Here is a 14300-nt window from a genome sequence, read left to right as displayed (position 1 = left end):
ATGTTCAGGCCGGTCCGGGTGCCAGGTGACGAACCGTGTCACCGGCCTCGCGGCGGAAGCGTGGGTTCGGAGCAGCCGCTCGGGCGGTTTGCTCCGAACCCACGGGCTGGTCAGTTGACGGTCAGGACCGCCGTGTTGTTCGTGAGGTCCGGGTCGAAGCCGAAGGGATACTCGCCGAACTCCATGCTGCTTGCGCGGCGGCGGCAGTCGACCGAGGCGCGTGAAGTGGCGCCCTCCCGCTCCGGGACCGGTGCGTGAACCCCCCGGGCCCCCCGGGGTGATGACGACGCGCGCTCTCTGACGCCGTCCCGCCGTACATAGACTGGGGCCCATGACCTCAGCGAGGGAGGAACGCCCGCGCGCGCTGCTCGCCGGGGCTTCACGTCGATGGGTACGGCTGCTGCCGTGGGGCGTTGCGTTCCTGCTGTTCTTCGCCCTGCTGCCCACCACCATCCAGGTGCTCGGTGCCGACTACGGCCTGAACGGCGGCATCGCGAGCGGGCTGGCCGTTGTGCAGACGGCACCGCTGCTGCTCGCCGTCGTCCGTCCGCTGCGGGCCTGGTACATGGTCTTCGCCGCGGACGTGGCCGGGGCGCTCGTCCTGCTCGCCGCCGACTTCGAAGAGCGGCTGGTGTGGCCGTTCCCGCCGATGGAGATCGTCGGGTACGTCGGCCTCTGCCTGGCCCTCGGCCTGCGCGAGCCGCGCCGGACGCTGCTGCTGGTGTGGCTGGCGACGGCGGGCGCGGGCGTCGGCCTGGAGTTCGCCGCGCCCCACGGCACGCGCGGCAACGGCACACTGCTCACCATCCTCGGCGCCGTCGCACTCGTGCTCGCCGCCGCGCTCCGCGAGCGGCACGAGGCGCAGCGCGGGCTGGCCGAGCAGAAGACGATCAGCGAGGCCGAGCGCGGCCGGCGGACACTGCTGGAAGAACGCGCCCGTATCGCGCGCGAGCTGCACGACGTGGTGGCGCACCACATGTCCGTCATCACGGTGCAGGCGGACACCGCCGCGTACCGCCTCGACAGGCTGCCGCCCGACGTGCGGGAGGAGTTCACGTCCATCGCGGCGACCGCGCGCCGGTCGCTCGGCGAGATGCGACGGCTCCTCGGTGTGCTGCGGAACGAGGAGGCGCACGGCGAGCTCGCACCCCAGCCGGGCCTGGCGCAGATCGGGCAGATGGTGGAAGCGACGGCGAGGGCAGGCCTGCCGGTGGAGTTCACCCCCTGCGCCACCGATGTGCCCGAGGCGGAGGCCCTTGCCGCGTACCGCATCGTCCAGGAGGCCCTCGCGAACGTCGTGCGGCACGCGCCGGGTGCTCCGACGCGGGTGTCGGTGTCGGAGTCCGGCGCGGAGTCCGGCTCGGAGTCCGGCGCGCGGCTCACCGTCCTCGTCGTCAACGGGTCGCCGCCCGAGCCGCCCGCCGCGCCGCTTGAGGCGGGCGGCACCGGTCACGGGCTCGTCGGCATGCGCGAGCGGGTGCGGCTCCTCGGCGGCACCCTCGACGCGGGGCCGCTGCCGGACGGCGGGTTCCGGGTGGCCGCCCAACTTCTCCTGAAGGAAAAGGACTTCACATGACGATCCGTGTCATCGTCGTCGACGACCAGGCCATGGTGCGTGCGGGTTTCGCCGCGCTGCTGGCCGCCCAGAGCGACATCGACGTGGTGGGCGAGGCCCCCGACGGCGCGCAGGGCGTCGAGCTCAGCCGGCGCACCCATCCCGACGTCGTGCTGATGGACGTCCGCATGCCCGAGATGGACGGTCTCGACGCCGCGCGCCGACTCCTCACGCCCCCGCCGGGCGTGACACACCTGCCGCGCGTCCTGATGCTCACCACGTTCGACGTCGACGACTACGTCTACGAGGCGCTGCGGGCGGGCGCGAGCGGATTCCTGCTCAAGGACGCGCCGCCGGCCGACCTCATCACGGCCGTACGCGTCGTCGCCTCGGGCGACGCGCTGCTCGCCCCCTCCGTGACGCGCCGCCTGATCGCGGACTTCGCCCGGCAACGTCCCGCCGCCCGAGGCAGGTCCACGCTGCGGCTCAAGGCCCTGACGGAACGCGAGACCGAGGTGCTCACCCTGGTGGCCCGCGGCCGGTCCAACGCGGAGATCGCGGAGACGCTGGTGTTGGCCGGGCAGACGGTGAAAACGCATGTGAGCCGCGTCCTCACCAAGCTCGACCTGCGCGACCGCGCCCAGGCGGTGGTCTTCGCGTACGAATCGGGGCTGGTGGCCCCGGGCGAGTAGGACGACCCCTCCCCGGGGCCGCCCCCGGCACCCCGAGCACATCGCCGTCGGAGGCGGAGGGCCCCGGCCCCTGGGGCGTGTCCTCGACGTTCCGTCCGCCCGGCGGGGGCTGGTCCGCACACGCGCCGCGTTGCCGGGATCATCCACGTACGGCCGGGCCGTTCACAACGCCGGCCCTCTGCCTCGCGATCACACGCACCAGCCCCGCCTGGCCCGCCCCCCGGGCGGACGACGCCGCTCCGAAGACACGCCCTGGTGCTCGTACGGGTCCGAGCAGGATGCCCGTTCCGGCGAGCAGGCCGGGTCCGTGCCCCCGGGCCCCGGGCGGTCGTCCTCCGCCCCAGGGCCCGCCCCGCCTCCACCCCCTACCGGGGTAGTACATCCACCTTGGCTCCCGGGTATGACGCCCGGCGCGCGGCCGTCCCCGCACACTCCACCCCGTCAGCACGAGAAGATCGCGAGAGGGCGGAACATGCGGCTACGCAGAGGCAAGCGGCAGAAGGCGGACGACCAGCCGGAGGCGGACGACCGGCCGGAGGCCCCGGCCGCCACACCCGGTCCCGCCGTCGGACTGCGCGGTGTCCGGCGGCAGTACGGCCGCGGCGCGGGCTCCGTGCACGCGCTCGCGGGCGTCGACCTCGCCCTCCCGCGCGGCTCGTTCACCGCCGTCATGGGCCCGTCCGGGTCCGGCAAGTTCACCTTCCCGCAGTGCGCCGCCGACAAGCAGTCGCGCGAGGGCATCACCGCCGACCATGTGGTCACGGACCCGGCCGGGCTCCCGGTGGACGCGGCGGCACACGCCGCCCGCGCGCCGGGCGTGGACGCGGCCGTCGGCCTGCTGAACACACAGGTGCTGGTGCCGGTCGGCTCCGGCGGGTTCACATCACTCCAGGGCGCGGCGACCCAGGGCGTGACCGGCTCCGGCGCCGGACTCGCGAAGGTGCGGGACCTGGACATCCGCGAAGGCGGCCTCCGCCGGCTCGGCAAGGACCGTATCGCCATCGACAAGACCCTGGCGGCCTCGGCGGACGCCGGCGTCGGCGACCGGCTCCCGCTTTACCTCCCCGACGGCACCACGGCCCGCCCCGAGATCGTCGCCCGCCTTGCGATGCACCGCACCGCGGTGACATCAGCCGCTCCGCGACGGGCGCCGGCCCCGCCCTGCGGGCGGACGACGCCACTTTGAAGACACGGCCTCGCAGCCCTCGCCGCCGTCAACACCCTGGTGATGACGGTCCTTGACCGCCGCCGCGAGCTGGACACACCGCACCTTGTCGGCTTCACCCGGCGCCAGGTGCCGGCGATGCTCCGCCGGGAGGGCCTGCTGGTCTCCGCGGTGGGCGTGGTCCTCGGTTCCGCGATCGCCGCGGCCACGCTGATCCCGATGACGCGCGGTACGACCGGCGAGGGGCCATACGTGCCCCCGCTGGCATACGGATCCTTCGCGGCGGCCGTCGGCGCCCCTGCCCTGCTCGCGGTCACGCTGCCGGCGCGAGCGGCGCTGCGCCACCGGTCGTAGCTCACGCACGCCGCTGCCCGTAGCCCATGCACACGGTCCGCAGCCCATGCACACAGGGCGGGAGCCGGCGCGATGCCGGGCTCCCGACCCCTTACTTGCTCAGCAATGACGGAAAGGACGCACATGACCACGACCCTGGCTCCCCCGGTCCCCATCGGGAAGGCAGCCGTCGGGGCCCTCGGCATGCTGGCAGTCGCCACCGGTGCCCTGGAGTCGGTGGTGACGCCGACGCTCCCGCTCCTGCAACGCGAGCTGGACATGAGCCCGGCCGAAGGGGCGTTACTCAGCATCGTGCTCCTCATCACCGGCGCGCTCGTCACACCGGTCGCAGGCAAGTTCGGCGACCGCTACGGCGGGAAACGGGTCCTGATCCGGCTGATGGCGGTGGTCTGTGCCGGTGGTCTGGTGTCCGCGCTGGCGCCGAACCTGCCGGTGCTGCTGCTCGGCCAGATACTGCAGGGGGCGATGGTGGGCGCGCTACCCCTGTCGTTCATCCTGGTGCGCGGACACCTCCCCGCGGGAGAGTCGAAGGTGGCCATCGGGGTGGTCAGCGGGTTGTTCGTGGGCGGCGGGATGGCGGGAACGCTGTCGGCCGGGCCCGTGGCGGAGGGGCTGTCCCGGCACTGGATGTTCGCGCTGCCGACGATCGCGGTCATCGGGGCCACCGTGCTGGTGAACAGGCTGATGCCGCATGATCCGCCGGGCCGGCCGGGTGACGCCGGAGTCGACTGGCCCGGTCTGGTTCTCCTGAGCGGGACGCTGGTCACGCTCATGCTCGTGCTCGCCCTGGCGCCCGGCATGGGCTCGCGGCCACTCGTTCTCGGCTCCCTCATCGCGGTTCTGGCCGCCTTTGTGACCGGATGGACAGCCGTCGAGCGTCGCGCGACCTCGCCGATGGTCGATCTGCGTCTGCTGGCACGGCCCGAGGTGTGGAAGTCGTGTGTGCTGACGTTCGTGATCTGCGTCGGTACCTCGGTGCCGGTCCATCTCGTACCGCAGCTGTTCGCGGTGCCCGCCGACGAGTACGGATTCGGGGCCAGTGCCACCGAGATCGGCTTCTTCCTGCTGCCCGGCGCCGTGGCCGCGTCACTGGCCGGGCCGATCGGCGGGCTCGGGGCGCGGCGTTACGGCTCGCGTGCCGTGGTCACCGCCGGGATCGTCATCATGGCGGCCGCCCTGATCTCCCTGGCAGCCGTACACACCGAGGTCCGGCACCTCGTCGTCGGCAAGGCGCTGATCGCGCTTGCCAATGGCCTGTGCGTAACGGCGCTGGTGACCAGCACCGCCACATCCGTCGATCAGAGTGACACCGGCATCGCCACCAGCCTGGTCCTGGTGACTCGCGTGATCGGCTTCGCCGTGGGTGTGCAGGTCAGTGGCGCGCTTCTCACCGCCGGGACCCCCTCCGGGTCGGACGTACCGGCCGAATCGGCCTTCGTCACCGGCTTCGTCATCGCCGGCGTCGTCACGGCGCTGTCCCTGCTTGTCGCCCGCACCATGAGCAAAGGAGTCAAGGAATGACCCTCACCGATCAGTTGACGGGCGTCCGTACCACGCCGAGGCGCGAGGTCCTGATCTCCGGGGCCGGCATCGCGGGTCCCGCCCTCGCGTTCTGGCTGAACCGCCGCGGATACGCGGTCACGGTGGTGGAGAAGGCGGGCACACTCCGCAGCGGTGGTTACCCCATCGACGTGCGCGGCACCGCACTGGAGGTGGTCCGGAGGATGGGGATCCTGCCCCGACTGCGGGACGCGCACATCGACCTGCGCCGACTGACCTTCCTCGGCGGGGACGGCGGCGAGGTGGCGTCGGTCCACCCGTATACCGTCACCGGCGGTGTCGCGGGACGGGACCTGGAGGTGCGGCGCGGGGATCTGACCGACGCTCTCCGCACGGCGGTCAGTGACGACGTGGAGTTCTTGTTCAACGACTCCGTCGACACCCTCGACCAGTCCGGCCACGGGGTCGACGTCACCTTCAGCGGGGGCGGCAGGCGTACGTTCGACATGGTGTTCGGCGCGGACGGTACGCACTCACGTACCCGGGAGATGCTGTTCGGCCCCGAAGAGCGGTTCCACCGGTATCTCGGACACTGCTTCGCCGTGTTCACCATGCGCAACACCTTCGGGCTCTCCCACGAGACCGTGATGTGGAACACCCCGGGCAGGGCCGCGGCGCTCTATGCCGTGGGGGACGACGACGAAGTGCACGCCTTCCTGGACTTCGCCCGGCCGGAACCGCCGTATGACGCCTTCCGGAACCCGGAAGCCCAACGGGACCTGGTCGCCGCGGCCTTCGCCGACGCGGGATGGGAAGTCCCGGGCATGCTCGCCGCCATGCGTGACGCGGATGACCTGTTCTTCGACGGGGTCAGCCAGATCCGCGTGCCCCGCTGGTCCAGCGGCAGGGTCGCGCTGGTGGGCGATGCCGCGTACGCGCCCTCGTTCCTCACCGGACAAGGCACCAGCCTCGCGCTCGTCGGCGCGTACATGCTCGCCGCCTCCCTGGCCGGCCGGGACCACACCGCGGGCTTCGCCGCCTACGAACAGGACACCCGTGAGTTCGTGACCGTGAACCAGGGGCTGGTCGGCGAGGGCGGAGCCACCCTCTTCCCGGCCACCGCCGAGGCCCTGGCACAGCGCGACGAAAGGCTCCGCGGTCTCCGCACCATCCCCGCGGCGCAGGGACGGCCGGCCCACTCGGCCCTCACCCTGCCGGAATTCATGCCCATGACCTGAGCCCATGACCTGAGCCCGGCCCCTGAGCCCGGCCCCTGAGCCCGGCCCCCGGCCCCGGCTCCGGCCCCGGCTCCGGCCCCCGCTCGGTCCGGTGCGCTTGTGGTGGGGCAGAGAGCTGGGACCTGCTCGGCTTCCCGCCGGCGAGCGGCGGCGCCGGGTTGGGATCCGCACCTCGCCCCCCACGGCCGCCGATGGATCCTCCGCCCCCTAAGGTGCGGAGTGGACCCGTTTGTACTGTGCGGACCTGAAAATTTGAAAGGAAAGCCGTTGTGAAGACCTTTACCCTGCCCGGCACCGACATCCTCGCCCCGAACGTCGTGCTCGGCCTGATGCGTATCGCCGACAAGTCCGACGAGGACATCCGCGAACTCGTCCGCACCGGGCGCGACGCGGGCATCGACTTCGTCGACCACGCCGACGTATACGGAAGCGAGCTTCACGAATGTGAACGCCGCTTCGCCGACGCGATGGCGCTGAGCCCGTCGCAGCGCGACGAGATCACGATCCAGACCAAGGCCGGAATCGTGCCGGACGGCCCGTACTTCGACTTCTCCTACGAGCACATCGTCAAATCGGTCGAGGGCTCACTCGCGGCCCTGCGGACCGACCGCATCGACATCCTGCTGCTGCACCGCCCCGACGCGCTTGTCGAGCCCGAAGAGGTCGCCCGCGCCTTCGACGAGCTCGAATCCTCGGGGAAGGTGCGCGCTTTCGGTGTCTCGAACCAGACCCCGCGCCAGATCGACCTGCTGCGCAAGTACGTGCGCCAGCCCATCGTGGCCAACCAGCTTCAGCTCTCGATCACACACGGGCCGATCATCTCTCAAGGGGTCTCCGCGAACATGCTCGCGGAGCAGCAGTCGGTCACCCTCGACGGCGGAGGGATCGTCGACTACTGCCGTCTGAACGACATCACCATCCAGGCGTGGTCCCCCTTCCAGGCCGGTTTCTTCACGGGGGTCTTCCTCGGCTCGCCGGACTACCCCGAGCTCAACGCCGTTATCGACCGTCTTGCCGGCCAGTACGACGTCCCCGCCATCGCGATCGCGACCGCCTGGATCACCCGCCACCCCGCTCGGATGCAGGTCGTGCTGGGCACCACCAACCCGGAGCGCGTCGCGGGCGCCGCCCAGGGCTCCGAACTCCCACTCACCAGGGCCGAGTGGTACGAACTGTTCCGCGCCGCGGGCCACATCGTTCCCTGAATCCGGCTGGTCGGCACCACCTGATCATCCGGAACCGGGCCGCACCGGTGGGTGCGGCCCGCGACTCATTCTCAAGACGAGGTGTGCGGAACGCGCGGTTCAACCCCGAACGTGCCCGCACCGTTCGGCGGCTACCGAACTCCGCCCGGTAGCCGCCGAACCACCCTGAAGCCCTTCGCCCCGCGCACCGACGCCCTGGTACTTCGGCGCTCACGCACCGATGCGACGGAGGAGACGGGGACTCTGCGCCGGACTGACATCACGCTCGCCCCCCTCACGGTCATGATCCGTGAGGCCGCACCCGAGCCGACGACCATGGGTGATGGGCAGGCCCGCATCTTTGACGAGTAGGTCGGCGGAGCGGTTTTGGCCGGTGTCCTGCCCGGTTTGGGATCGAGCATGATCAGTGGGCTGTGAGCTGGTCGGCAACTCGGGCAGGCTGTGTCCTGCCCGGATATGGACGAGGGGCTTCCTGGTCTTGGTCGACGTGAACCCCGCAAGTTCTACCGAGCACGGGTCATGTGCTTGCGATGGTGGCTTCGCACGGGTTGGTCGACTGCGCTCGGTTCGTCCGGCGTGCGCTCGGTGCGGCCGGAGGGCTTGCGTCGGAAGACCATGGCGACGATGGCCCCTTGCCGTGATCTCGTAGACGCCCGTGAGCTGGTCGATGACGCGGATGCCGGTATCCGGGCCTCGCGGCTGCCTCCTTGCCCGGAGAACTCCTGATCAGTACGACGTCGCCGGGCCTCAGCATTGCGTTGATGTGCTGGGGCAGGGAGGGGCTGCGGTCGGTCGTGGTGGCGTTTGCTCCGCCTTCGCGGACGGCGGTGGTCAGTCGTGTGGCGTGTTCGCCGCCGATGCCGATGGTCAGGGCGATGCCGGAGGCCAGGACTTCCGTGGCGATCTTGTCGTGCCATGCCTCCGTTTCGGGGCCGAGTTCGGCCATTTCGCCGAGGACCGCGATCTTTCGGCGTTCCGTTCCCGCGATGTCCGAGAGGGCGGTGAGTGCGGCGATGACGGATTCGGGTGAGGCGTTGAAGGCGTCGTTGATGATGGTGATGCCGTCGGGGCGTTCGAGGATTTCCATGCGGCCTCCGGACGAGAGGCGAGCCTCCTGGAGGCCGGAGACGATACGGGGGAAGGGGACTCCGGCGGCGATGGCGGTGGCGGCTGCGGCGAGGGCGTTGGTCGTGTTGTGGCGGCCGTGGACGCGAAGGGCGACGCGGGCCTCGCTGGTGCCGTGTCGCAGGGTGAAGGCGGGGCGGCCGTGTTCCACGGTGATGTTCACGGCCTGGACGTCGCAGCCGGCCGCAGTGCCGAAGGTGATGACGCGGGCCTGTGTCTGCCGTGCCATGGCGGCAACGAGCGGATCGTCCCCGTTGAGGACGGCGACGCCGTGCCGGGGGAGAGCGCGGACGATCTCGGCTTTGGCGTCGGCGATGGCCTGCGTGCTGCCGAATTCCCCGATGTGGGCGGAGCCGACTCCGAGCACGGTGGCGATGGCCGGGCGGACCAGGCCGCACAGTTTCTCGATGTGGCCTTTGCCGCGGGCGCCCATTTCCAGGAGGAGGTAGCGGCTGTCGGGCATCACCCTGCTCACGGTGACGGGGAAGCCGATCTCGTTGTTGAACGACTTCTCGTTGGCGACGGTGGGCCCGTCCAGTGCGAGGACGTTCTCGAGGATGTCCTTCGTACTGGTCTTGCCCGCTGATCCGGTCAGCGCGATGACCGTGCCCGTGTAGCGGGCGGCGACGGCCCGCGCGATGTCGCCCATCGCGTCCAGGACGTCGGGAACGAGCAGGGTCGGCGCGGGGGTCGGGCGGGTGGCGATGACGGCCACGGCTCCGTCGCGTACGGCCTGTTCGGCGAAGTCGTGTCCGTCGAAGGTGCGGCCGGTCAGGCAGGCGAAGAGGCCGCCGGGGGCGATGTGCCGGGAGTCGAAGGAGAGCGGGCCGGTGACGGGGGTGGCGGGATCGGTGACGTGGTGGAGGGTGCCTGCGGTCGCCTCGGTGATTTCGGCGAGGGTCAGGGGGATCACTGGAGGGTGGCTCCTTGTGCGTGGGGGCCCAGGACGACTCCGCGGCCGGCGAAGAACCGGTCGAGGTCCGTCCAGGGGACGTGGTGGAACTCCTGGGACTGTCCGGGCAGCCCGGAGGGGTTGTGCAGAAGGACTCCCCGTCGGCCGGTGCCCACGGCGAGGACCAGGTGTCCGCCGCGCTGGGGCGGTGCGGGATCGAGGGTCCGGATGGTCTTGTGGACCGAGAGCAGGACCACATGCCCCCGGGCGATCTCCGTGCTGATGTCGGCCGCCGTCAACTCGGGCCGTACGTCCGCGTACAGGTCCCAGCGTCGCGCGACCCAGCGGGCGAAGGGAGCGTAGATCAGTCCCTTGACCTGCTCGTCGGTCTGTACGTACGCGCCCGCTTCCAGTGCTTCGCGCAGCAGCGGGACCGAGGGCGGGACCTCGTGTCCCCAGTAGTCCAGTGCCATCCGCAGGCACGCCATCCCGCACATGCGCGGGGCCCAGAAGGCGTATTCCTCACGGGTGTCGGCTCCGGACTTGGGCCACAGCGGGTCGTCGGCCGCCGCTCTGGTGCCGGTGATGAATTCGGGTACCAGTGCGGCGGATTCCCACTGCGAGTAGTACGGGACACGGTGAATCAACGGGGAGCCTGTCATGGCCCGACAGTCTGCTACGGCACGTAGGCGGGCTTGGTGAACGCGGTGTCCAACACGCGCAGGATCATCTCCTCGTACGGGATGCCGGCCGCTGCCGCCATCGTGGCGAGATTGCCGTTGGGCGACAGACCCGGCACCGTGTTGATCTCCAGCATCGGGGTCCGCCCGTCGGGAGAGACCAGGAAGTCGACGCGGGAGACTCCGTGCGCGCCGATCCGCCGGTGCGCGCGCAGAGCCAGTTGCGTCAGACGTGTGGTGACCAGATCGGGGAGCGGGGCAGGACACGTCTCGCGCCGGAGCGACAGGTCGTGCTTGGCGTCATAGTCGTAGAACGGACGGTCGGTCTCGACCGCGTGGACCGGCAGGGTGTCCAATTCCCCGTCGGTCTCCAGTACGCCGACGGTGCAGGGCGTTCCGGGGACGTACTCCTCGATCATGTACCCGTCGTACGGCCGCTCCCGGGCCTGGGTGAGCAGGTCGCGCAGCTCGGTGCTGTTGCGGGCGATGCCAGCCGCGAGGCTGCCGCCGCCGGAGACCGGCTTGAGGAAGAGCGGATAGCCCAGTGTCAGCGCTGCGGTGGAGATGGTGGTCTCGGTGGACCACGAGGGGGAGATGTCCACCCAACGCGGGGTGTCGATCAGATCCGACCGCATCAGCTCCTTGAACCGCATCTTGTGCATCCCGGTCGCGGACGCCAGGACCCCGGAGCCGGTGTAGGGGATGCCCAGCAGATCCAGAGCCCCCTGCACTTTGCCGTCCTCGCCGCCGAGACCGTGCGCGGCCAGCAGCGCCACATCGATCCGGCCGCACAGCGCGGCCAGATCCAGGTCCGTCAGATCGATCAGCTCGGCGCGCACGCCTTGCGCGGACAGGGCCTTGCAGGCCGCCTCGCCGGAGACGATCGAGCCCGCGCGTTCCGGTGAATCACCGCCGTAGAGCACGCCGACGCGCAGGGCGGAACGGTCAGGCCGTACGGGGTCGTCAGACCGTACGGCGTAGTCGGGTAATACGGACATGTACGCTCCCTCGGGATTGAAGTGCGCTCCGACGTGGGGCGTCCCGGCGAGGCCGGCGTATCCCGCTTACGCGATGGAAGGCTGCGCGGGAGGTACCGCGCCGGAACGCTGAAACACCGCTCGATTTCCGGGCCGGAGCGGAAGAGCTGGGACGGGGGCGGGCGGCGCCAGACCCGGTCGATGGTGGCGGCGGCCTGCCTCCGGTCGGCGAACACGCCGTGGTGTGGTGGACGGGAGGCGATCACGACGCGTCCTCCGGCCCGGCTTCCGGCAGGGCGAGCGACGCCCACACCGTCTTCCGCCCGCAGGAGCCGGGCCGGTATCCCCACCGGTCGGCGAGTGCCTGGACGAGAATCAGGCCCCGGCCGCCTTCGTCAACCTCGGTGGCCTGCCGTATGGCCGGGTGCCCGCCGTTGTCGTCTTCGACCTCCAGCACCGCGTCGCCGTCCCGGATCGTCAGGATCACGGTTACGCCGCCCGGGTCTCCATGGCGGATGGCGTTGACGACCAATTCGGTGGCGATCAGTCCCATGTCGTCCGCGACCTCGGGGACGCCCCACAGCCGGAGGGTGGCGACGACCGCGTGTCGTACGGGGGCCACGAGGTGGAGCTGCGGGGCGATGTCCACGCAGATCGCCCGCCGGATCCCGGTGTCGGCGGGCGCCGTGTCCTCGGTGGGGAGGGTCGCGGTCACCGTTGCCACCGCCTCTGCCGGACAACGGCATTGAGGTGCCTGAACGGGGCGTACTGCTGGGTGTGGTGGTCCGTCTGTGCGGTTCCCGCGCTGTGTCGCTCGACCATCTCCGGCATGACAACAAGCTTCGACGCACCACGAACTGAGGACCCGGACAGTTTGTCAGGGTCCTTTGTTCCCGCAGATCAAGGCAGTTGACGAGCCGTCATTCCGTGGCTTACACGGCTTCCGTGACGCGGGCGATCGTGTCCAGCACCGCTCCCCATGGCAGGTCCCGACCGGAGGGGGTGGCGCGTGGCTCGTGCAGGGGCCAGATGTCCGGGCCGTAGACGAGGTGAACGTCGGCCTCTCGTAGCGCGGCGATATGGCCCCGCCAGGCGGGGTGGCGGGCGTGAGAGGCGTTCACCCTTGGGAAGACGACGACCGGTAGCCCCAGGGTGCCGATGGCTTCCCCCACCTGCGTCAGCGCCTGGTTGTCTGCGATACCCATCGCGAGTTTGGCGACCGTATTCGCGCTGGCGGGGGCGACCACGTAGCAGTCCACGCTCGGGTGCGGCCTTGCCTCGCCGGGCAGCCGGGGTTCGTCTCGTACGGGTAGGCGGGTCAGCTTCTCCAGCCGGTCGACCTCACCGTTCATCCGTAGCCACCGGCCGGCCGTCGGGGTGAGCGTCACGGCGACCTGCCACCCGCGTGCCATGGCCGGTTCCACCAGCCCGGTGCGCAACGCTTCGACTCCGCCGGCACTCGTGCCCACGACCCCGAGGACTCCGCGCTTCTTGGTGTTCACTCCACCGCCCTGCATCGTTGAGCCATCATGAACAACTCCGACGAACGAGCGCTGCCAGCGACCGGGGATTGCTTGATCAGGTCGCGCAGCGTGTCCCGTACACGGGGATTGTTCCGTACGAGCTGAGGCGACGCGTGCTCGGCTGTGCGCAGCTCCGCGAACGCGCTGTCGCCGTGGCCTGCCAGTGAGAGGGCACGGGCGTGGTCGATGCGGTGGGAGACGCCGCGCTCCGGGGGCATGTGGTCCACATCGATCTGGCCGTGTTCCACGACATACGAGATGTTGTCGAGGTCCAGCTCCGCCGACAGCCGGTGCAGCAGGACATTCGTCGGCCCGAAGCTGGTCTGCCAGTGGTTCTCGTCGGAGCCGAGCTGGTCGGCGAGCGCCTCTGCTCTGTTCAGGAGACTCGTCGCCGTGGCACGGTCCTGATGCCGGGCCGCTGCGATGGCAGCCCGTAGATAGATCATGCCCAGCAGGCTCAGGGCGGCCGGATCGGTCTCATCGACCCGGGCCGACAACCACGCCGACGCGGTGTTGCCCAGTTCCATGGCGTCGTCGTACCGGCCATTGGCCAGCAGGGCATGTGTCCCGGATCGCGCGGCGGACGCCAAGACGAGTGGGTCGCCGGATTCGTCGGCGGCCCGCATGGCTCGTTCGGCGGCGAGCCACGAGATGTCGGACTCACCGATCTTGGCGAGCGTCGTGGCGGCGAGGTGGTGCACCCGGGCGGAAACGGCCCAGCAGTCCCGGCGCTCCGCGGCGGAGCGCGCGGCGCGGTCCTCAAGCTCCTGGGCGGTCTGAAGGAGGCCGGGGAGCCCGGCGATCACCTTGCCGAGCCGGCCGGACTGGTAGTCGTCCCAGGTCTGTTCCACGAGCTCGGCGGTCGGGCCGGGACTCGGGAGCTGTGCCTCGGCCTCCGGCCCGAACAGCAAGCGGGAGAGACGACGCGGACTCATCAACGCGTCCCGCACGGCCGGGACATCGTCCTGTTCCCTGTCGTCCTCCATGAGCACGGGTTGGCCGACCAACTCCCCGAGCGGCACGCGGAGCACACGGGCCAGCTCGGTGAGCATGTCGATACGCGGCGGCTTGCGCCGACCGGACTCCGCTTTCGCCAGCCAGTCCGTGCTACGGCCGACGAGCCCGGCCAGTACCTGCTGCGTGTAGCCACGGCGTCTGCGGTGGAAGGCGATCCGCTCGCCGATGCTCAGGTGATCTCCGAGACCACGCATACGTGTTGCCTCCCGCGATGTAGGGGCGTTCCCCACGATAGCGACGCGGCAACGTGATGGACGGGGCCGGAGTTTCGGACGATCCTTGCGCTGCACGAGCTCAGCGTGAGGGCAGTGGTGTGTGGAGGCACGGACGATCTGTCCGGGACTGAGTGATCAGTGGAAGCTACTGGTTCTGACGTT

At 70.5% G+C, this 14300-nt stretch carries 12 protein-coding genes and 1 pseudogene; 7 read left to right on the top strand and 6 right to left on the bottom strand.

Annotation, left to right across the window (positions count from 1 at the left end):
• Positions 1-331: 331 nt before the first annotated feature.
• From OG214_RS18490 to OG214_RS18460, 7 genes and pseudogenes are all read left to right on the top strand, one after another.
• Complete coding sequence (locus OG214_RS18490) at positions 332-1576, top strand: sensor histidine kinase (protein WP_405985339.1); 1245 nt, start codon at positions 332-334, stop codon at positions 1574-1576.
• The gene (locus OG214_RS18485) at positions 1573-2247 is read left to right on the top strand and encodes a response regulator transcription factor (RefSeq protein ID WP_363085026.1); all 675 of its coding nucleotides are present in this window, start codon (positions 1573-1575) and stop codon (positions 2245-2247) included. Before OG214_RS18490 ends, OG214_RS18485 begins: the two co-directional genes overlap by 4 nt.
• A 472-nt stretch (positions 2248-2719) precedes the next feature.
• Entirely contained in the window at positions 2720-3433 is a 714-nt protein-coding gene (locus tag OG214_RS18480; RefSeq protein WP_405985338.1) for a hypothetical protein, read from the top strand.
• A 21-nt stretch (positions 3434-3454) separates the two neighbouring features.
• Positions 3455-3766, top strand: a pseudogene (locus OG214_RS18475) (FtsX-like permease family protein); the annotation flags it as partial.
• A 123-nt stretch (positions 3767-3889) separates the two neighbouring features.
• Entirely contained in the window at positions 3890-5287 is a 1398-nt protein-coding gene (locus tag OG214_RS18470; RefSeq protein WP_405985337.1) for an MFS transporter, read from the top strand.
• Positions 5284-6504 carry an FAD-dependent monooxygenase gene (locus OG214_RS18465; RefSeq protein ID WP_405985336.1) on the top strand — a complete coding sequence of 407 codons (1221 nt, stop codon included), beginning with the start codon at positions 5284-5286 and terminating at the stop codon, positions 6502-6504. Before OG214_RS18470 ends, OG214_RS18465 begins: the two co-directional genes overlap by 4 nt.
• 269 nt (positions 6505-6773) lie before the next feature.
• On the top strand, positions 6774-7709 hold the full coding sequence (locus OG214_RS18460) for an aldo/keto reductase (protein WP_365903356.1): 936 nt from the start codon (positions 6774-6776) through the stop codon (positions 7707-7709).
• A gap of 517 nt (positions 7710-8226) precedes the next feature.
• Here the strand turns inward: OG214_RS18460 and murF are convergent.
• From murF to OG214_RS18430, 6 genes are all read right to left on the bottom strand, one after another.
• A complete protein-coding gene (murF, locus tag OG214_RS18455; RefSeq protein WP_405985335.1) occupies positions 8227-9747 on the bottom strand; it encodes a UDP-N-acetylmuramoyl-tripeptide--D-alanyl-D-alanine ligase in 1521 nt (506 codons plus the stop codon).
• A complete protein-coding gene (locus OG214_RS18450) occupies positions 9744-10388 on the bottom strand; it encodes a C39 family peptidase (protein WP_405985334.1) in 645 nt (214 codons plus the stop codon). Before OG214_RS18450 ends, murF begins: the two co-directional genes overlap by 4 nt.
• A 14-nt stretch (positions 10389-10402) precedes the next feature.
• Entirely contained in the window at positions 10403-11404 is a 1002-nt protein-coding gene (locus OG214_RS18445; RefSeq protein WP_405985333.1) for a D-alanine--D-alanine ligase, read from the bottom strand.
• 241 nt (positions 11405-11645) lie between these two features.
• Entirely contained in the window at positions 11646-12098 is a 453-nt protein-coding gene (locus OG214_RS18440) for an ATP-binding protein (protein WP_405985332.1), read from the bottom strand.
• Positions 12099-12315: 217 nt separating this feature from the next.
• Positions 12316-12885, bottom strand: coding sequence for a flavoprotein (locus OG214_RS18435; protein ID WP_405985331.1), 570 nt, complete (start codon positions 12883-12885; stop codon positions 12316-12318).
• Positions 12882-14117 carry a helix-turn-helix domain-containing protein gene (locus OG214_RS18430; protein WP_405985330.1) on the bottom strand — a complete coding sequence of 412 codons (1236 nt, stop codon included), beginning with the start codon at positions 14115-14117 and terminating at the stop codon, positions 12882-12884. Before OG214_RS18430 ends, OG214_RS18435 begins: the two co-directional genes overlap by 4 nt.
• Between the last annotated feature and the right edge of the window lie 183 nt (positions 14118-14300).

Source organism: Streptomyces sp. NBC_00872, assembly GCF_045161915.1.
Lineage (GTDB): Bacteria > Actinomycetota > Actinomycetes > Streptomycetales > Streptomycetaceae > Streptomyces.
The sequence above is the reverse complement of the archived record's forward strand: the minus strand, read 5'-3'. Positions and strand labels throughout refer to the sequence as shown.